This is a genomic window from Arthrobacter sp. TJ-270 (assembly GCF_058269075.1).
Window position 1 is genome coordinate 110,696 of the sequence record NZ_JBZCNB010000002.1, and the last position, 15,450, is coordinate 126,145.

A 15,450-nucleotide genomic window follows, 5' to 3' on the forward strand; every position below is an offset into this window, starting at 1 on the left:
CGCTCAGTCTGGCAACGGCAGCGCTGGAGGCGGACTCAAGCAGCTCGGTGTCGTTCTCGACCTCCGGGGCGCCGAAATACACATCATGCTGGGCGGCAGTATCTGTAATGGGATCCTCCAACGGTTGTTCCAAAGGCGGTGGTGCCGGTGCACTCGCAGATTGCTTGCACGGCTGCTGCTCCAATGATAAGCCTGCCTAGAAGGACCCCGACCCATCCCGACGTACCCCATGCGGGTGCCTTGCAACGGAGGACACCATGGCAGACGTGAGTTTCACTGCACTGTTGAGGCGGCAGATTGGAAACGAGTTTGCGGCCTCGCAACAGTACCTGGCGATCGCCGTGTGGTTCGACGGCCAGGACCTGCCGCGTCTCGCCACGCACTTCTACCGGCAGTCACTGGAAGAGCGGAATCACGCTCTGATGATGGTTCAGTACATGCTTGACCGGGGTCAGGATGTGCAGATCCCCGGCGTGGAACCGGTGAAGAATGACTTCACGTCCGTCGTCGAACCGATCGCGCTAGCGCTGTCCCAGGAGAAGCAGGTCACCGCCGACATCGAGGCGATGTTCGCCCAGGCCCGGGCGCAGACCGACGCGCTCGGGGAACAGTTCATGCTCTGGTTCCTGAAGGAACAGGTGGAGGAGGTCGCCTCCATGTCCACCCTCCTGGCTATCGTTGAGCGGGCGGACAACCTGTTCGACGTCGAGAACTTCCTTGCCCGCGAAACCGTTGGCGACGCCGGCAAGGACCCGAACATGCCGCCCACGGCCGGAGGCGCCCTGTGACTCTGAAACCGTTCCCCACGGACTGGCAGCGTGCGCTGGTGCTCATGGCACACCCGGACGACCCTGAGTACGGCACCTCCGCCGCGGTGGCCGAATGGATCTCGCAGGGCAAGGAGGTCCGCTACGTGCTGGCAACACGCGGTGAGGCCGGGATCGCGGGGCTCCCGCCGCAGGAGAGCGGGCCGTTGCGTGAGGGCGAGCAGCGCACGGCGTGTGACCGCGTGGGCGTCGACGTTCTGGAATTCCTTGACTACCCGGACGGACGCCTGACGGAGTCCCTCGATCTTCGCCGCGACCTGGCGCGGGCCATTCGCCGGCACCAGCCCGACGGCATCGTGACGCTGAACCATGGCGACACGTGGGGGCCGGGAATGTGGAACTCCGAGGATCACCGGGCACTGGGCCGGTCGGTCCTGAACGCCGTCTCCGACGCAGCCAATGAATGGATCTTCCCGGACCTTGAGGGCCCGCGGCACCAGGTGAAATGGACGGCCATTCTCAGCATGAACCCCACGCACGCCATGCCGGTCAGCGAGGATAGCGTTGAGAAAGCGATCCTGTCCCTTGCCGCGCATTCGAAGTACCTGCAAGCACTGGACAGCCGGCCCGTGGAGGAACAGGCCACCGAACAGGTCCGCTCCGCCACCAGCCGGAACTCCGGAGGCAAAGGGGGCCCCGCGGTCGGATTCGAGCTCTACGGGCTGTAGTACAGCTAACCCCTTGTTGCCAGCGCTTCGACCGCATAAAACCGCCGGGGATCCTGCAGCAGGGCCGGATACTCGAAGTCGCTGCGCCGCAGCCAGCCCGAGAGGGAGATGGGGCGACGCGCCGTGCCGGGAACGTCGTCGTCGTCCGCGGCGTTCTCGATGGCCAGCGGACCGAGCGTGCCCCGCTGCAGGCGGGCACCGCCCTCCACCACGACGGCGGCTGCATCACCTTCGCGGGCAAGTTCAGTGAACGCGGCGTACTGGCGGGACCATTTCGGCACGGCGCGGCCGGCCGGCGGGTGTCCGGGAAGCAGCAGCGCATCGCCGTCGGAAGTGTCCAGGGGACCGTGCCAGATCCAGAGCCGTTCACCGATCGGCTCGACCGGAATGAGTTCAAGCTCCGGCTCAGGCCAGGAGTAGGGCAGGTCCTCCGGGACGCCCGGGAAGCGTTCCCGGTAGAACTCGGGTGCCTTCTGAATCAGGTTCGACTGGTGGCTGAGATGGACCTCCGGGTTTCCGGTCCACGGCGGGAGGGCAGGTTCGGGTCCGGCGCCCGCCTCGAACGCGGCAGCGGAATCGGGCGCGAACTCGCTGATCAGCGCCGCCGTGCTGTCCGCGTGCCCGCGCGAGACCCACTCCCGGACCATCGCCAGCCCATAGACGGTGAGCGCGGGTACGTATCCCATCCACATCCGGGTAACCGGATGGCTGCGCCAGCCGTAATCGGGCAGAACCAGCGCACGCAGGATCTGCAGTGTCTCAACCCGCTGCTTGCCGAGCCTGGCCTGATCGAGGACGGCGGCGCTGGCTGCGAAGTCGGGATAGGGCAGGAAGGTCTGCATGCGGCCAGTGTGCCACATCCGCCGAGCCTGCTCCCCGGCTCGCGAGGCCTCAGTTGCCTGCTCCGCCGGTCCGGGTGCCGGTTCGGTTAATGGACGGCGTACGTGCCCCGCCGGCTCACCGGCGTCCGGCGGTGCACCTCGATTGCCTCCGTGTAATAGGACATGAGTTGCTCGCACAGTACCGGCCAGGTGCGCCCCTGGACCGCGGAGGACGCCGCGCGCCCGAACGCACGGCGCTTCGTGTCATCACCGAGCAGGTCCATCACCCCGGCGTGAAGCTGGTCCAATTCACCCGGCGGGTACAGCCAGCCGGTTCTGGACGAATCCACCAGGTCCAGTGGACCGCCGCGCCCCACGGCGACAACCGGAACTCCCGAGGCCATCGACTCCTGGATGGTCTGGCAGAACGTCTCCGATTCGCCCGGGTGGACGAAGATATCGAAGGACGCCATCATCCGCGCCAACGCCTCCCCGGATTGGAACCCTGCGAAGTGCGCGCCGGGAAGCTTCTGCTGCAGCGACTCCTTCGCCGGCCCCGAGCCGACGATCACCAGCTTCGTGCCCGGGATGGCGTCGAGGCCGGCGAGGTCCTCGACCTGTTTCTCGGCTGCAAGACGGCCGACGTACCCGACGATCTTCGAGCGGGGCGGCCGTCCCGCAAGGACGCTGCGGCGCCAGTCGCCGTCGCGCTTGGCGGGGGTGAACCGGGCGGTGTCAACACCGCGGCGCCAGAGCCGCAGCCGGGGGATACCCCGGGAGTCGAGCTGATTCAACGCGAACGACGACGGCGCTAGCGTCAGCGTCGATGCCTGATGGATGTTCTCGACGCGCTGCCACAGCATGTTCTCCAGCCACGGCACACCGTACCGGGCGGCGTAGGCAGGAATCTCAGTCTGGTACACGGATACGGTTGGCAAGCCGAGCTGCGCAGCCGCCTGCACCGCACGCCAACCGAGCACGAACGGGGAAGCCACGTGGACGATGTCGGGCGAGAAGTCGGCGAGGATCCGCCGCACCCTGGCCACAGTCCCGGCCGCGAGCCGAACATTCGCGTAACCGGTCAGCGGAACCGACGGCAGAGTGACGACGGGGAAGCCCTCCACGGAGGCAGGTGCCTCATGTGCCGAGGAGCCGGGTTTGTCCAGCCACGACGACGACGGCGCAATCACCAGCACGTCATCACCGCGGCTTCGGAGGTGGGCCAGCACCTTCAACAGGGAGTGGGTCACCCCGTTCATGTGCGGAAGGAACGATTCGGCAACCACAGCAACTCTCACAACACCGATACTGGCACCGCGGTCTGTGCACCCGGCGAGCGGCAGGTTGCGCCTGAGTGAACTCTGGTTCAGTAGGCGGTGTACAGCTCGCCGACCGGCAGGGAAACCTCGAGCCGGTTGTCAGTGCCGGGGAGCGGGCACGCCCACGCCTCGTCATAGGCGCACGACGGGTTGTAGGCGAAGTTCAGGTCCACGATCAGACGTCCGCCGCGCTCGCCGAGATGCGCACCCTTGATCGTGTCGAGCACGTACCGGCCGCCGCCGTAGCTTCCACCCTCTGCACCGGACGAACCATCACGGAGGGGGAGGAACAGCCCGCCGCCGTAGGACTTCAGCCGCCACAGCGCGAGGCGGCCGACGCCGTCGAGCGACACAGTGCCGAGCCGCTCGAACGGCACCACTCCGTCGGTACCGGAGGTCACCTCCATAAGCTGGCCGGCGCCGTCATCGTCAATCTCAGCCTCGAAGCGGAAGTCCGAGTTGTAAGGGGCGACGTTCAGGCCGGCGAAGTTTTGCTGCACCGAGGGAGAAAGGGGTGACGCCGGGTGGCCGGCAAAGAGCCTGTCGCGGCCGGTTCGCCAGTGGGCGTGGGCCAGCGCGGGAGAACCAGCGGCCGCCGCATCGCGGACTTCCTGGTAAAGCGTGAACACCTGCCGGCGCCAGTCAGCGGTGTCCAGGGCCGTTGCTGCATGCGACATGGACACCAGCGTAACTGTTGCCCGACGTACTGTATCTAGGGTGACAATCGCGCTGTTCATCCTGGTGCTCGGCCTCATTGTGGTGGGTGCCGTCGCCCAGCGCATCGCCGGGCTGGGATTTGCGCTGCTGGTTTCGCCGTTTCTGGTGTTGATCCTCGGCCCGCATGAAGGCGTCCTCCTGGTCAACATCTGCAGTGTGGTGTCCGCCACCCTCATCATGCCCCGCGTGTGGAAGGACATTGACTGGGCGATGTTCCGCTGGCTCGCCGCTTCAGCAGTGTTCGGATCAGTGGGCGGCTCATTCGCAGCCGCCGGGCTGCCGAGCGCACCGCTCGCGGCGACGGTCGGCGCCGTCGTGCTCACCGGACTCACTGCCTCGCTCCTGCTCCAGCGCTCCTCGGTGGTGGCCACCGGGAACCGCTCCAAAGTCATCGCTGGGCTAACAGCGGGCCTGACCAACTCCATGGCCGGCGTCGGCGGGCCGGCCATCAGCGCGTATGCGTTGATGTCCCGGTGGCCGCAGCGCTCGTTCGCCGCCACGCTGCAGCCGTTCTTCGCCGTGGTCAATTCCGTCACGGTGCTCGTGAAGCTGCTCATTGACCCCGGCCAGGTGCCCCCGCTGGAGACCTGGATGTGGCTTCTCATCCCGGTGTCGATCGTCATCGGAATCTTCACGGCGGAGCGGCTCGCCCGGTACATCCATGATCGACACGCCCGCTTCGCCGTCATCGTCATTGCCTTTCTCGGTGCGGCGACGGCACTGATCAAGGGCCTCACTGAGCTGCTCGCCTGAGCCTCACGGAGCCGCCGGGTGCGAGCGTGAGCTACCTCGCCGAGTCGTTCAGAGGCTGATGCCGCCGCCGATGGCACCATGGAGGGGATGAAACTCCCCACAAAGCTCCGAGCGCTGCCTATGCCCCTGTGGCTGCAGGGCGCCTTCGAACTGGGACAGGCAGCGGCGATTTCCGCGCTGATTGTCCTGGTCCCCCTCGGCGCAGTGTGGCTGACGGGCGGGTTCGCCGGACGTGACGCGCTGGGAACACTGCAGCTCGCTGCCCAGGCGTGGCTGGTTCTGCACGGTGCGCCGCTTCAGCTCGCACTTCCCGACGGCGGTACCGGCCTTCTGTGGGCGGTTCCCCTCGGACTGACGCTCATTCCGTTCCTCCTTGCCTGGCGCGCGGGCCGGCGGCTGGCACGCGCTTCCTACACGGACCAGCTGTGGCAGGCACTCCTCGGCGCCCTCGCGGTGTATGCCCTCGTCGGCCTCGGCGCCGCCTACCTGGCGGACGACGGCGCCACCTCGGCACCGCTCGTGGCCGGCGCCTGTGTGCCGCTCATCGCGGCCGGGACGGGCCTGATCATCGGCGCGTACCGCGAGGCGGGATCCTGGGGACGCCTGATCGGCGTGGATCTGGCAGAGTGGATCGCCACCACAAGCCAGCACTCCCGGTGGGCGGGATCCTATGTGTGGTCCGCGGTGCGTGCGGCGTGCCTTGCCGTAATTTCCGCGCTGGGCCTGTCGGCGCTCCTGCTCGCGGTAACGCTGGCGATTCACTGGGCCGCCATCGCCACCATCTACCAAAGACTGGATGCGGGCATAGTGGGCGGCGCCGTCGTCACCATCGGTCAACTGGGGTTCATTCCCAACCTCGCGGTCTGGACGCTTGCGTGGTCTTCCGGCGCGGGGTTCGCCCTGGGAACCGGAAGTTCCATCAGCCCGCTTGCAACCACGGCGGGACCGCTGCCGGCGCTGCCCATCCTCGGAGCCGTTCCTTCCGGAGCGCTCGACTACGGGATGGCCGCGCTCGCCCTGCCGGTCGTGGCGGGCATACTGGCCGGCTGGTGGTTCTTCCGTGAGGGTGAGAACCATTTCGATGAGTGGCTGCAACTGAAGGTTGATACGCGCTGGTTCACGGCGGCGGCTTCAACCCTGGCACTCGGGTTGTTCGTGGGAGTGCTGGCCGGAGCAGGCACCGCCGTGCTCGCACTCCTTTCCCGCGCCTCGGTGGGCGTCGGCCGCTTCGTCGATATCGGTCCCGACCCGCTGTGGGTGGGACTGTGGATCGCTGCGGAAGTGGGGGCCGGCGTCGTCATCGGTTACGCAGCAGGTCCGCTGCTCGAGCGGGAGCGGCGGTAGCCGCCCACCGGTTCGGACGGCGACGGCTGGCGCTGATGGGAAGCTACGACGTCGGCTCTTAGCTTTGCTGGCTGGAGCGCGGCTCCAGCAGACCGCTGAGGTTACGCAGGTCGTCTTCGCACTGCTGCTGCGCCTTGGACGTCAGCGCTGTTGCCATGCATTCCTCGTAGCGCTCCGTGAGGGGCCAGAGCGCAATGGCGGCACCGGTTCCGATGGTGAGCATGAGCGAGGCAATCAGGCCTACCGTCGTCGACATCCGAACCAGGGCCGGGGCCTTCTGCCGGACTACTCCCACCATCGCGATGATGCCGACAGTCAGGGCAGCCAGCGCAAAGACGAGCCCGAGCACCTTCCACGGCAGGGGAAAGTTGGCGCCGAGGAGGGCGCCAAGCAGCAGAAGCATGAAGGCACGCAACTGGGTGCGGGTGGATGCAATCTCCTTCTCCGACGGCGGTGGAGACTGCTGCGACGGCTTTGCAGGCCTTGCCGCAGGATCGGAGGACGGGCGTTTCTTCATGCTTCAACCCTAGAACAGTGGCAGTGCCACCGCGTCCACACCGCCCGGTAGCGGCTGCCGGCCTCCCACACCTCGTTGCGCTCGGTGCCGGCCCCTCGGCCAGTAGGCTTGGATGCATGCGCATCGTTGTCCTCGTTTCCGGTACAGGCTCCAATTTGCAGGCGGTGATCGACGCCGTAAAGGCCGGGGATCTGCCGGTGGAGATTGCTGCCGTCGGCGCAGACCGGCCTGATACCTACGGGGTGGAACGGGCTGCCGCCGCCGGCATCCCCACCTTCGTCGTGGATTTCAAGCAGTACGGCAGCCGCGAGGAGTGGAACGCGGAACTTACCGAGTGCACGGCGGCCTTCGAACCCGATTACGTCATATCCTCGGGGTTCATGCGCATCGTGGATCAGAGCTTCCTCGACCGTTTCCCCAACCGGTACCTCAATACGCACCCCGCGCTGCTTCCCAGCTTTCCCGGCGCCCACGGGGTACGCGACGCGCTCGCTTACGGTGTGAAGGTGACCGGTTGCACCGTGATGATCGCCGACGCCGGCGTGGACACGGGTCCCATCCTCGCGCAGGTGGCGGTGCCGGTTCTCGATGACGATACCGAGGACACCCTCCACGAACGCATAAAGGTCCAGGAGCGGGCCCTGCTCATCGAGACTCTCCGCGACCTCGCCTTAACGCCGTCGAGCCGGCGGAAATGACTGGGCACAGACCACATTAGGGTTCAAATCAAATCTGGGCGCCGCGGGTCTCGGGTGCATTGAAGGCCATCCACAGCACGGCGACAAGCACCAGCAAACCGGTCACCGCGAAGGTCAGCGGCAGTCCGAGATAGGGCCACAGCAGGGAACCGAAGATCAGCGGCACCAGCCCTGCACCCACCCTCGACACTGTCGATGCCCAGCCGAACCCCGAGCCCCGCAGCTCCGTGGGATACAGCTCGGATACATACGTGTAGAGCACCGGAATCGCCACCTGGATGGTGAAGCCGAATGCCAGCAGCCACGCGGTCGCTACGGCAGGAAGATCGACGGTCAGGGCGAAGATCACCAGCACGACGGCGGACAGCGGGCCCGATACCGCGAGGATCCACTTCCGTCCCACCCGTTCAACGAGCAGCGCGGCAGCAACGACCCCGAGGAACCCGATCCCGGTCATGCCTGCCGTTGTCAGGAAGGCCACGGACTGACGGTAGCCCGAGGCGATGAGGATCTGCGGCATCCACGTCAGGGCGCCGTAGTAGACGAGGAGGATTGACAGGAACAGGCCCCAGGCGGCGAGGGTAATGCGCCAGTTGAAGCGCCAGAGTGCCGTGAACTGGCCTGTCAGTCCACCGAGCGTTAGCTGCGGATCATCAGCGGCGGCAGGCAGCCGCCACTCGCGTACGGTTGCGCCGGTGCTCTCAACCAGCCGGTCAATCACCAGCTTCGCCTCTTTGGTGCGTCCCCGCTGCACGAGGTAGAGCGGCGACTCAGGAACCGAACGGCGCACCCAGAATACGAGCAGGGCGGGCAGCACCATGACCAGCATCAGGTAGCGCCAGTCACCGAACGCCCCGATCAGGAGCGCTGAGACCACACCGCACAGTCCTGCTCCGATGGGCCACCATCCGTCCATGGCGGTAAGCACACGACCGCGGTGCTTCCGCGGCGCGAACTCGCCCACCAGGGCGTAGTCCACCGGGATGCACCCGCCCAGGCCGAAGCCCGCGATGAAACGGAAGATGCAGAACCACACGAGGTCCCCGGACAGAGCGCCGAGCACGGTGAAGATGGAGAAGATCAGGAGCGTTGCCGTGAAGGCTTTCTTCCGGCCGATGATGTCTGCAATCGAGCCCCACGCGAAAGCACCCACGGCCATGCCGATCAGGTTGGAGGTGCCGACCCACGCAGCCTGGCCCCGCGTCAGTCCCCACTCCTCGGACAACAGCGGGATGAGGTAGCCGTTCAGCGTGACGTCCCAGGCGTCGAACATGAACCCGAGACCGCCGATCAGGAAGATCTTGCCCTGCACACGCCACCGCCACGGCAGGTCCTGAACCACCTGGTCGCCGGTGGGAAGATCGGTAGAAGTGCTCACAATTCCGTCCTGACAGCGCCGCCTGGCGCGAGCTCGCCCGTTGCGAATAACTCGAACACCTTACCGCCGCCGCCATGTCCGGCCGGTCCCGATGCAGAACGGACCGTAACCGAGCTGTGCGTCCGGAGGTCTCAAGGCCGCGGTGTTTTAGACTGGGGACGATCCCACAGCACTTATTCCCCTGGAGACCTGCGTGACACTGACCAACCTTGACCGTGTTCCGATCCGCCGCGCGCTGATCTCCGTCTATGACAAGACCGGGTTGGAGGAACTCGCTCAGGGGCTGCATGGCGCCGGCGTGCGAATTGTATCCACCGGGTCCACAGCAAAGACCATCGCTGCAGCAGGCATACCCGTGCAGCAGGTCGAGGAAGTCACCGGTTCTCCCGAAATGCTCGACGGCAGGGTCAAGACCCTGCACCCGCGGGTGCACGGAGGAATCCTCGCTGACCGCCGCGTCGCCGCCCATATGGACACGCTGACCGAGATGGATATCGAAGCCTTCGACCTGGTCGTGGTGAATCTCTACCCGTTCGTGGAGACGGTGCGGTCCGGTGCCTCAGCGGACGACGTCGTCGAACAGATTGATATCGGCGGTCCGGCCATGGTTCGCTCGGCCGCGAAGAACCACGCCGCGGTAAGCATCGTGGTGGATCCGTCGTTCTACGAAAACGTTGTCCGCGCCGCCGGGGAGGGGGGCTTCGATCTGAAGACCCGCCAGCGGCTGGCTGCCCGCGCCTTCGCGCACACCGCTGCCTATGACAACGCGGTGGCCACCTGGACGGCAACCCAGTTCCAGGACGAGGACGACGACGGCATCATCGACTGGCCTGCCTACGCCGGCCTGGCGCTGGAGCGCTCCGAGGTTTTGCGCTACGGCGAGAACCCGCACCAGCAGGCAGCGCTGTACGTTGACCAGGCCGCACCCGTTGGAATCGCGCAGGCTGACCAGTTGCACGGCAAGGCAATGAGTTACAACAACTTCGTCGACGCCGATGCCGCCCTGCGTGCCGCGTTCGATTTCAGTGAGCCGGCCGTCGCCATCATCAAGCATGCCAACCCGTGCGGTGTGGCTATCGGTTCATCGGCCGCGGCTGACCCCATCGCTGATGCCCACGCCAAAGCGCACGCGTGCGATCCGGTATCCGCGTTCGGCGGGGTCATCGCAGCCAACCGCACCGTGACGGCAGGGATGGCGCAGACGGTGAAGGACATCTTCACCGAGGTTGTCATCGCTCCCGGATTCGAGCCCGAAGCCGTGGAGATCCTCTCCCAGAAGAAGAACATCCGCCTGCTGGCCCTTCCCGAGGGCTATGACCGCTACCCGACCGAGATCCGCCAGGTCTCCGGCGGTGTCCTTATCCAGGTCACCGACACCGTGAACGCCGACGGCGACCATCCGGAGAACTGGACGCTCGCCGCAGGGGAGGCAGCGGATCCTGAAACGCTGGCGGATCTGGCCTTCGCCTGGACCGCGTGCCGGGCTGCGAAGTCCAACGCGATCCTGCTCGCCCGCGATGGTGCCGCCGTCGGCGTCGGAATGGGACAGGTGAACCGCCTGGATTCCTGCAAGCTCGCGGTGGAGCGGGCCAACACGCTCGCGGGTGAGGGTGACGAGCGCGCCCGCGGTTCCGTGGCGGCGTCGGACGCGTTCTTCCCGTTCGCTGACGGCGTGCAGATCCTGATCGACGCCGGTGTACGTGCGGTTGTCCAGCCGGGAGGGTCCGTACGCGACCAGGAAGTAATCGACGCCGCGAATGCCGCGGGTGTCACCATGTACTTCACCGGTGCGCGCCACTTCTTCCACTAAACCGGTACGTTAGAGACGTTGAAGCACCAACAGATTCAGCACAAGAAGAGCCCCAGGGAGACGCCTAACAATGGCTAAAATCATCTATACCCACACCGACGAAGCGCCAATGCTGGCCACGTATTCGTTCCTGCCGATCATCGAGGCTTTCGCATCGACGGCGGGTGTGGAGGTGGAAACCCGCGACATTTCGCTGGCCGGACGCATCATCGCGACGTTCAGCGATTATCTGACCGAGGAGCAGCGCATCGGTGACGCGCTGGCCGAGCTGGGGGAGTTGGCCACCAAGCCCGAAGCCAACATCATCAAGCTCCCCAACATCAGCGCCTCCGTTCCGCAGCTGAAGGCGGCTGTGGCGGAGCTTCAGGAGCAGGGCTACGCCCTTCCCGATTACCCGGACAACCCCTCAAGCGACGAGGAAGCCGACGTCCGTGCGCGGTATGACAAGATCAAGGGCTCAGCGGTCAACCCGGTGCTTCGCGAAGGCAACTCCGACCGTCGTGCGCCCCAGTCGGTGAAAAACTACGCCCGCAAGAACCCGCACTCCATGGGCGCCTGGTCACCGGATTCGCAGACCAACGTCGCGACCATGAGCGACGGCGACTTCCGGTCTAACGAGTTGTCGGTCGTCATGGACTCGGATGAGTCGCTGACCATCCAGCATGTGGGCCAGGACGGCACCGCGAACGTGCTGAAGAAGGCTTTCCCCGTTCTGGCCGGTGAGGTCATCGACGGAACAGTCATGCGGGCGGAGGCGCTGGATGAATTCCTCTCGGCGCAGGTTGAGCGGGCAAGGAACGAGGACGTCCTGTTCTCCGCACACCTGAAGGCCACCATGATGAAGGTCTCTGACCCCATTATCTTCGGCCACATCGTTCGCGCGTTCCTCCCCGAGGTCTTCTCGGCCTACGGTGAGCAGTTGCAGGCCGCGGGCCTCAGCCCGAATAACGGTCTTGCCTCCATCCTGAGCGGCCTCGAAAAGCTGCCGTCCGGCACCCGTGAAGAGGTCGAAGCGGCCATCCGCAAGGGCATCGAGGACGGCCCGAAGCTGGCCATGGTTGATTCCGACAAGGGAATCACCAACCTGCACGTGCCCAGCGACGTCATCGTGGACGCCTCCATGCCCGCGATGATCCGCACCTCCGGCCACATGTGGGGCCCGGACGGAGAAGAGGCGGATACCCTTGCGGTACTGCCGGACAGCTCCTACGCAGGCATCTACCAGGTAGTGATTGATGACTGCCGTGCAAACGGTGCATTGGATCCCACCACCATGGGAACCGTGCCCAACGTCGGCCTGATGGCCCAGGCGGCAGAGGAGTACGGCAGCCACAACAAGACCTTCGAAATCGACGCGCCGGGCACAGTCCAGGTTGTCGACGGCTCCGGAAACGTTCTGATCGAGCACGACGTAGAGCCGGGAGATATCTGGCGCGCATGCCAGACCAAGGACATCGCTATCCGCGACTGGGTCAAGCTTGCGGTGACCCGCGCGCGGGCATCCGCAACGCCGGCCGTGTTCTGGCTGGATGAGGAGCGTTCGCATGACGCCAATCTCATCGCCAAGGTGCAGGAGTACCTCAAGGAGCATGACACCGATGGCCTCCAGCTCGAGATCCTCTCTCCGGTGAAGGCAACGGCGTTCACCCTGGAGCGAATCCGTCGGGGCGAGGACACCATCTCCGTCACCGGCAACGTTCTGCGCGACTACCTCACCGACCTTTTCCCGATCCTCGAGCTCGGGACCAGTGCCAAGATGCTCTCGATCGTTCCGTTGATCAACGGCGGCGGGCTCTTCGAGACCGGCGCGGGCGGTTCCGCTCCCAAGCACGTGCAGCAGCTTGTCCGCGAGAACCACCTGCGCTGGGACAGCCTGGGTGAATTCCTTGCACTCGCCGTCAGCTTCGAGCACCTGGCCACCACCGCAGGAAACGCTCGCGCGCAGATCCTCGCGGACACCCTGGACCGCGCCACGGCAACCTTCCTTTTGGAGAACAAGTCGCCGAGCCGGAAGGTCGGCGAGATCGACAACCGCGGAAGCCACTTCTACCTTGCGCAGTTCTGGGCGAAGGAGCTTGCCGAGCAGAGCGGGGACGCTGAACTGGCGTCCGCATTCTCCGATATTGCGGAACAGCTGACCTCCAACGAAGACACCATCGTGTCGGAGCTGCTCGCAGTCCAGGGATCTCCTGTGGACATCGGCGGCTACTACCACCCTGACATCGAGAAGGTCGTCGCCGTGATGCGCCCGTCGAAGAAGTTCACCGAGGTTCTGTCGACTCTGGGCTAAGCGTCTCCTGCTGAGAGGCCCCGAACCCGCCCGCACGGCGCGGGTCCGGGGCCTTTTTGTCGGTGAAACGCATCGCTGATTCGCCAATGAGGTGTTTATGGGTCGCCCATGAGGGCACCGAATAGGTACCTTTCGTAACAGTTCCGGGCTGGATGCAGCGGGGAAGAAGCGCTCGTGCTACTCCTGGAGGCATGAAATCGCAACACCCCGCTGCATCCTCCGAGGAACGTAACGCCCGCATCGCAGTCACGATATTTCCGCTGCTTATTCTGGGCGGTGGCGCCATAGCACTGTTGATGCCGACAGCCTTTACGGGATTGGCTCCAGCGATCAACCCCCTTCTGGGAGTGATTATGTTCGGGATGGGTCTCACACTGACCCCGCCGGACTTCGCGGTGATTGCGAAGAGACCGGTCCCCGTGGTGATCGGAGTTGTTGCGCAGTACCTGGTGATGCCGCTGCTGGGACTGCTCATCGCTTCCATCCTCGGACTTCCGGCAGCTCTTGCAGCCGGCGTCATTCTGGTCGGCTGCTGCCCCGGCGGTACCGCGTCGAACGTGGTGTCCTATCTTGCGAAGGGGGACGTAGCGCTGTCTGTCGCGATGACCACTGTGTCGACGCTGCTTGCTCCGGTGCTGACGCCGCTGCTGGCCCTGTGGCTTGCCGGCCAGTACCTCCCGGTCGACGCCGGCTCGATGGCATTCTCCATTGTCCAGATCGTTTTGATTCCGGTGGCGCTCGGACTGGCCGCCAGACTGTTCCTTCCTCGCCTGATGGCGGCTGCGCTGCCCGTTCTGCCCTGGGTATCGGTCGCTGCGATTACGCTCGTAGTCATGGCTGTAGTAGGCCTGAGCGCTGAGGCCATCTTCTCGGCCGGCTTGCTCGTGCTGCTGGCAGTGGTCCTTCACAATGGCCTCGGTTTCGCCCTCGGGTACACAGCAGCCCGGCTCTTCAAGCTCCCGATTCGTTCCCGTCGTACCACTTCAGTAGAGGTCGGAATGCAGAACTCCGGCCTCGCCGCCGGTCTGGCACGGACGCACATGACGCCCGAATCAGCTCTTCCCGCGGCCATCTTCTCGGTCTGGCACAACGTCTCCGGTGCGCTCCTGGCAGCCTACTGGCGACGCCGCGGCCTGGCCGATGAAGTGCAGTCGGCACCGGAAGCGAACGTCGCCAGCTAGCCCGGCCGCCAGGCGGCCGCCCTCAGGGCGTCCGCTTACCGGTCGTCGTTGGCGTACCGCACGCCAAGCTGCGCCCGGACGCCGTCGAACATCCTCATGGTGTCGAGCGTGTGCTGCAGCGGCATGGTCGGACTCTCCGTCAGGCCTTCCTGGATGCAGCGGGTCGTTTCGCGCAGCTCGTAGGAGTACCCGTTGCCAGCCTGGTCGAACTCCTCAACGCGCGCTTCGCCGCCATGAGGATGCACGTACAGTTCCCGCGGATTGTGCAGCGGAGCGGAGGTGCGCAGCCAGCCCTTCGTCCCGGCGACAGTAGCGTGGCTCGGTCCGGATGCCAATAACGACGACGACAGCTGGGCGTGAGCGCCGCTTGCGTAGGTGAGGGTCAGCGCGTTCTGGGCGTCGACGCCGTCACCGTTCAACGTGCCTTCAGCGACGACAGAGGTGGGGAAACCGAGGGCGCCCAGCGCCCACGTGGACGGGTAGACGGTGAGATCCAGAAGTGCACCGCCGCCTGCGAGCGGGTCCCAGAGGCGGGCTTCCCGACTGTAGACGGCAGGAAATCCGAGGTCCGCCTGTACCCAGCGGATTTCGCCGAGTTCGCCCGAATGGATGATGTCCCAGGCCCGGTTCACGCTCGGCAGGAAGCGGGTCCATACGGCTTCCATGAGGAAGACACCCTTTTCCCGCGCCAGCTTGATAAGGTCTTCCGCTTCACGCGCGTTGACGGTGAACGCCTTCTCACACAGGACGTGCTTCCCGGCCGAAAGCATTTCCTTGCACACCTCGTAGTGCTGACCGTGCGGTGTCGCGATGTAGACGACGTCAACATCGGGGTCCTGGGCCAGCAGCTCGAACCCGCGGGCGCCGCCGTCGTCGTAATGAGTGGTGGCGAAGCCGTACATGTCGGCGAACGCGCGTGCACGCTCCTCCAGCCGCGAACTCACCGCCTGCAGGACGGCATCCTCCAGCCGTGCGATGTCCTCGGTCACCTTCTGGGCGATCCTGCCGGTGGCGACCACGCCCCAGCGAAGGGGGGCACCGGTGGCGGTGAATGGTGAAGGTGCGTCCGGCGCGACGCAGGGGGGCACAGGGAATCGGTGGTTTGTTGTCATTCTCTCATACTTCCC

At 65.5% G+C, this 15,450-nt stretch carries 14 protein-coding genes; 8 read left to right on the forward strand and 6 right to left on the reverse strand.

What is annotated here, in order from left to right:
* Positions 1 to 257: 257 nt before the first annotated feature.
* Entirely contained in the window at positions 258 to 788 is a 531-nt protein-coding gene (locus AC4D2M_RS05225) for a ferritin (RefSeq protein ID WP_490890557.1), read from the forward strand.
* Positions 785 to 1,495, forward strand: coding sequence for a PIG-L deacetylase family protein (locus tag AC4D2M_RS05230; RefSeq protein ID WP_490890558.1), 711 nt, complete (start codon positions 785 to 787; stop codon positions 1,493 to 1,495). Before AC4D2M_RS05225 ends, AC4D2M_RS05230 begins: the two co-directional genes overlap by 4 nt.
* A 5-nt stretch (positions 1,496 to 1,500) precedes the next feature.
* Here the strand turns inward: AC4D2M_RS05230 and AC4D2M_RS05235 are convergent, their stop codons facing one another.
* The 3 genes from AC4D2M_RS05235 to AC4D2M_RS05245 form a co-directional block, all read right to left on the reverse strand.
* A complete protein-coding gene (locus AC4D2M_RS05235; protein ID WP_490890559.1) occupies positions 1,501 to 2,337 on the reverse strand; it encodes an MSMEG_6728 family protein in 837 nt (278 codons plus the stop codon).
* An 86-nt stretch (positions 2,338 to 2,423) separates the two neighbouring features.
* Positions 2,424 to 3,614, reverse strand: a complete 1,191-nt coding sequence (locus AC4D2M_RS05240; protein ID WP_490890560.1) for a glycosyltransferase family 4 protein — start codon at positions 3,612 to 3,614, stop codon at positions 2,424 to 2,426.
* 68 nt (positions 3,615 to 3,682) lie between these two features.
* The gene (locus tag AC4D2M_RS05245; protein WP_490890561.1) at positions 3,683 to 4,312 is read right to left on the reverse strand and encodes a DUF1684 domain-containing protein; all 630 of its coding nucleotides are present in this window, start codon (positions 4,310 to 4,312) and stop codon (positions 3,683 to 3,685) included.
* A 40-nt stretch (positions 4,313 to 4,352) separates the two neighbouring features.
* Between AC4D2M_RS05245 and AC4D2M_RS05250 the strand changes: the two genes are divergently transcribed.
* Positions 4,353 to 5,105 carry a TSUP family transporter gene (locus tag AC4D2M_RS05250; protein WP_490890562.1) on the forward strand — a complete coding sequence of 251 codons (753 nt, stop codon included), beginning with the start codon at positions 4,353 to 4,355 and terminating at the stop codon, positions 5,103 to 5,105.
* Positions 5,106 to 5,192: 87 nt separating this feature from the next.
* The gene (locus AC4D2M_RS05255; RefSeq protein ID WP_490890563.1) at positions 5,193 to 6,449 is read left to right on the forward strand and encodes a cell division protein PerM; all 1,257 of its coding nucleotides are present in this window, start codon (positions 5,193 to 5,195) and stop codon (positions 6,447 to 6,449) included.
* A gap of 58 nt (positions 6,450 to 6,507) precedes the next feature.
* On the opposite strand, the gene AC4D2M_RS05260 is transcribed toward AC4D2M_RS05255, so the two are convergent.
* A complete protein-coding gene (locus tag AC4D2M_RS05260; RefSeq protein ID WP_490890564.1) occupies positions 6,508 to 6,966 on the reverse strand; it encodes a hypothetical protein in 459 nt (152 codons plus the stop codon).
* Between the two features lie 116 nt (positions 6,967 to 7,082).
* Between AC4D2M_RS05260 and purN the strand changes: the two genes are divergently transcribed.
* Positions 7,083 to 7,664, forward strand: coding sequence for a phosphoribosylglycinamide formyltransferase (gene purN, locus AC4D2M_RS05265; protein WP_490890565.1), 582 nt, complete (start codon positions 7,083 to 7,085; stop codon positions 7,662 to 7,664).
* Positions 7,665 to 7,692: 28 nt separating this feature from the next.
* Here purN and AC4D2M_RS05270 read toward each other — a convergent pair whose 3' ends face one another.
* Positions 7,693 to 9,042: an MFS transporter gene (locus AC4D2M_RS05270; protein WP_490890566.1), complete on the reverse strand. Its 1,350-nt coding sequence runs from the start codon at positions 9,040 to 9,042 to the stop codon at positions 7,693 to 7,695.
* Between the two features lie 193 nt (positions 9,043 to 9,235).
* On the opposite strand from AC4D2M_RS05270, the gene purH reads away from it, so the two are divergent.
* The 3 genes from purH (at position 9,236) to AC4D2M_RS05285 (ending at position 14,323) form a co-directional block, all read left to right on the forward strand.
* Positions 9,236 to 10,852 carry a bifunctional phosphoribosylaminoimidazolecarboxamide formyltransferase/IMP cyclohydrolase gene (purH, locus tag AC4D2M_RS05275; protein ID WP_490890567.1) on the forward strand — a complete coding sequence of 539 codons (1,617 nt, stop codon included), beginning with the start codon at positions 9,236 to 9,238 and terminating at the stop codon, positions 10,850 to 10,852.
* A 70-nt stretch (positions 10,853 to 10,922) separates the two neighbouring features.
* On the forward strand, positions 10,923 to 13,142 hold the full coding sequence (locus AC4D2M_RS05280) for an NADP-dependent isocitrate dehydrogenase (protein WP_490890568.1): 2,220 nt from the start codon (positions 10,923 to 10,925) through the stop codon (positions 13,140 to 13,142).
* A gap of 191 nt (positions 13,143 to 13,333) precedes the next feature.
* Entirely contained in the window at positions 13,334 to 14,323 is a 990-nt protein-coding gene (locus AC4D2M_RS05285) for a bile acid:sodium symporter family protein (RefSeq protein WP_490890569.1), read from the forward strand.
* Positions 14,324 to 14,358: 35 nt separating this feature from the next.
* Here the strand turns inward: AC4D2M_RS05285 and AC4D2M_RS05290 are convergent, their stop codons facing one another.
* Complete coding sequence (locus AC4D2M_RS05290; RefSeq protein ID WP_490890570.1) at positions 14,359 to 15,435, reverse strand: Gfo/Idh/MocA family protein; 1,077 nt, start codon at positions 15,433 to 15,435, stop codon at positions 14,359 to 14,361.
* Between the last annotated feature and the right edge of the window lie 15 nt (positions 15,436 to 15,450).

Coding starts and splice junctions, on each gene's coding strand:
- AC4D2M_RS05245 (WP_490890561.1), bottom strand. CDS start 4,312: ATGTCGCATGCAGCAACGGCCCTGGACACCGCTGACTGGCGCCGGCAG.
- AC4D2M_RS05255 (WP_490890563.1), top strand. CDS start 5,193: ATGAAACTCCCCACAAAGCTCCGAGCGCTGCCTATGCCCCTGTGGCTG.
- AC4D2M_RS05280 (WP_490890568.1), top strand. CDS start 10,923: ATGGCTAAAATCATCTATACCCACACCGACGAAGCGCCAATGCTGGCC.
- AC4D2M_RS05235 (WP_490890559.1), bottom strand. CDS start 2,337: ATGCAGACCTTCCTGCCCTATCCCGACTTCGCAGCCAGCGCCGCCGTC.
- AC4D2M_RS05290 (WP_490890570.1), bottom strand. CDS start 15,435: ATGACAACAAACCACCGATTCCCTGTGCCCCCCTGCGTCGCGCCGGAC.
- AC4D2M_RS05225 (WP_490890557.1), top strand. CDS start 258: ATGGCAGACGTGAGTTTCACTGCACTGTTGAGGCGGCAGATTGGAAAC.
- AC4D2M_RS05285 (WP_490890569.1), top strand. CDS start 13,334: ATGAAATCGCAACACCCCGCTGCATCCTCCGAGGAACGTAACGCCCGC.
- AC4D2M_RS05260 (WP_490890564.1), bottom strand. CDS start 6,966: ATGAAGAAACGCCCGTCCTCCGATCCTGCGGCAAGGCCTGCAAAGCCG.
- purN (WP_490890565.1), top strand. CDS start 7,083: ATGCGCATCGTTGTCCTCGTTTCCGGTACAGGCTCCAATTTGCAGGCG.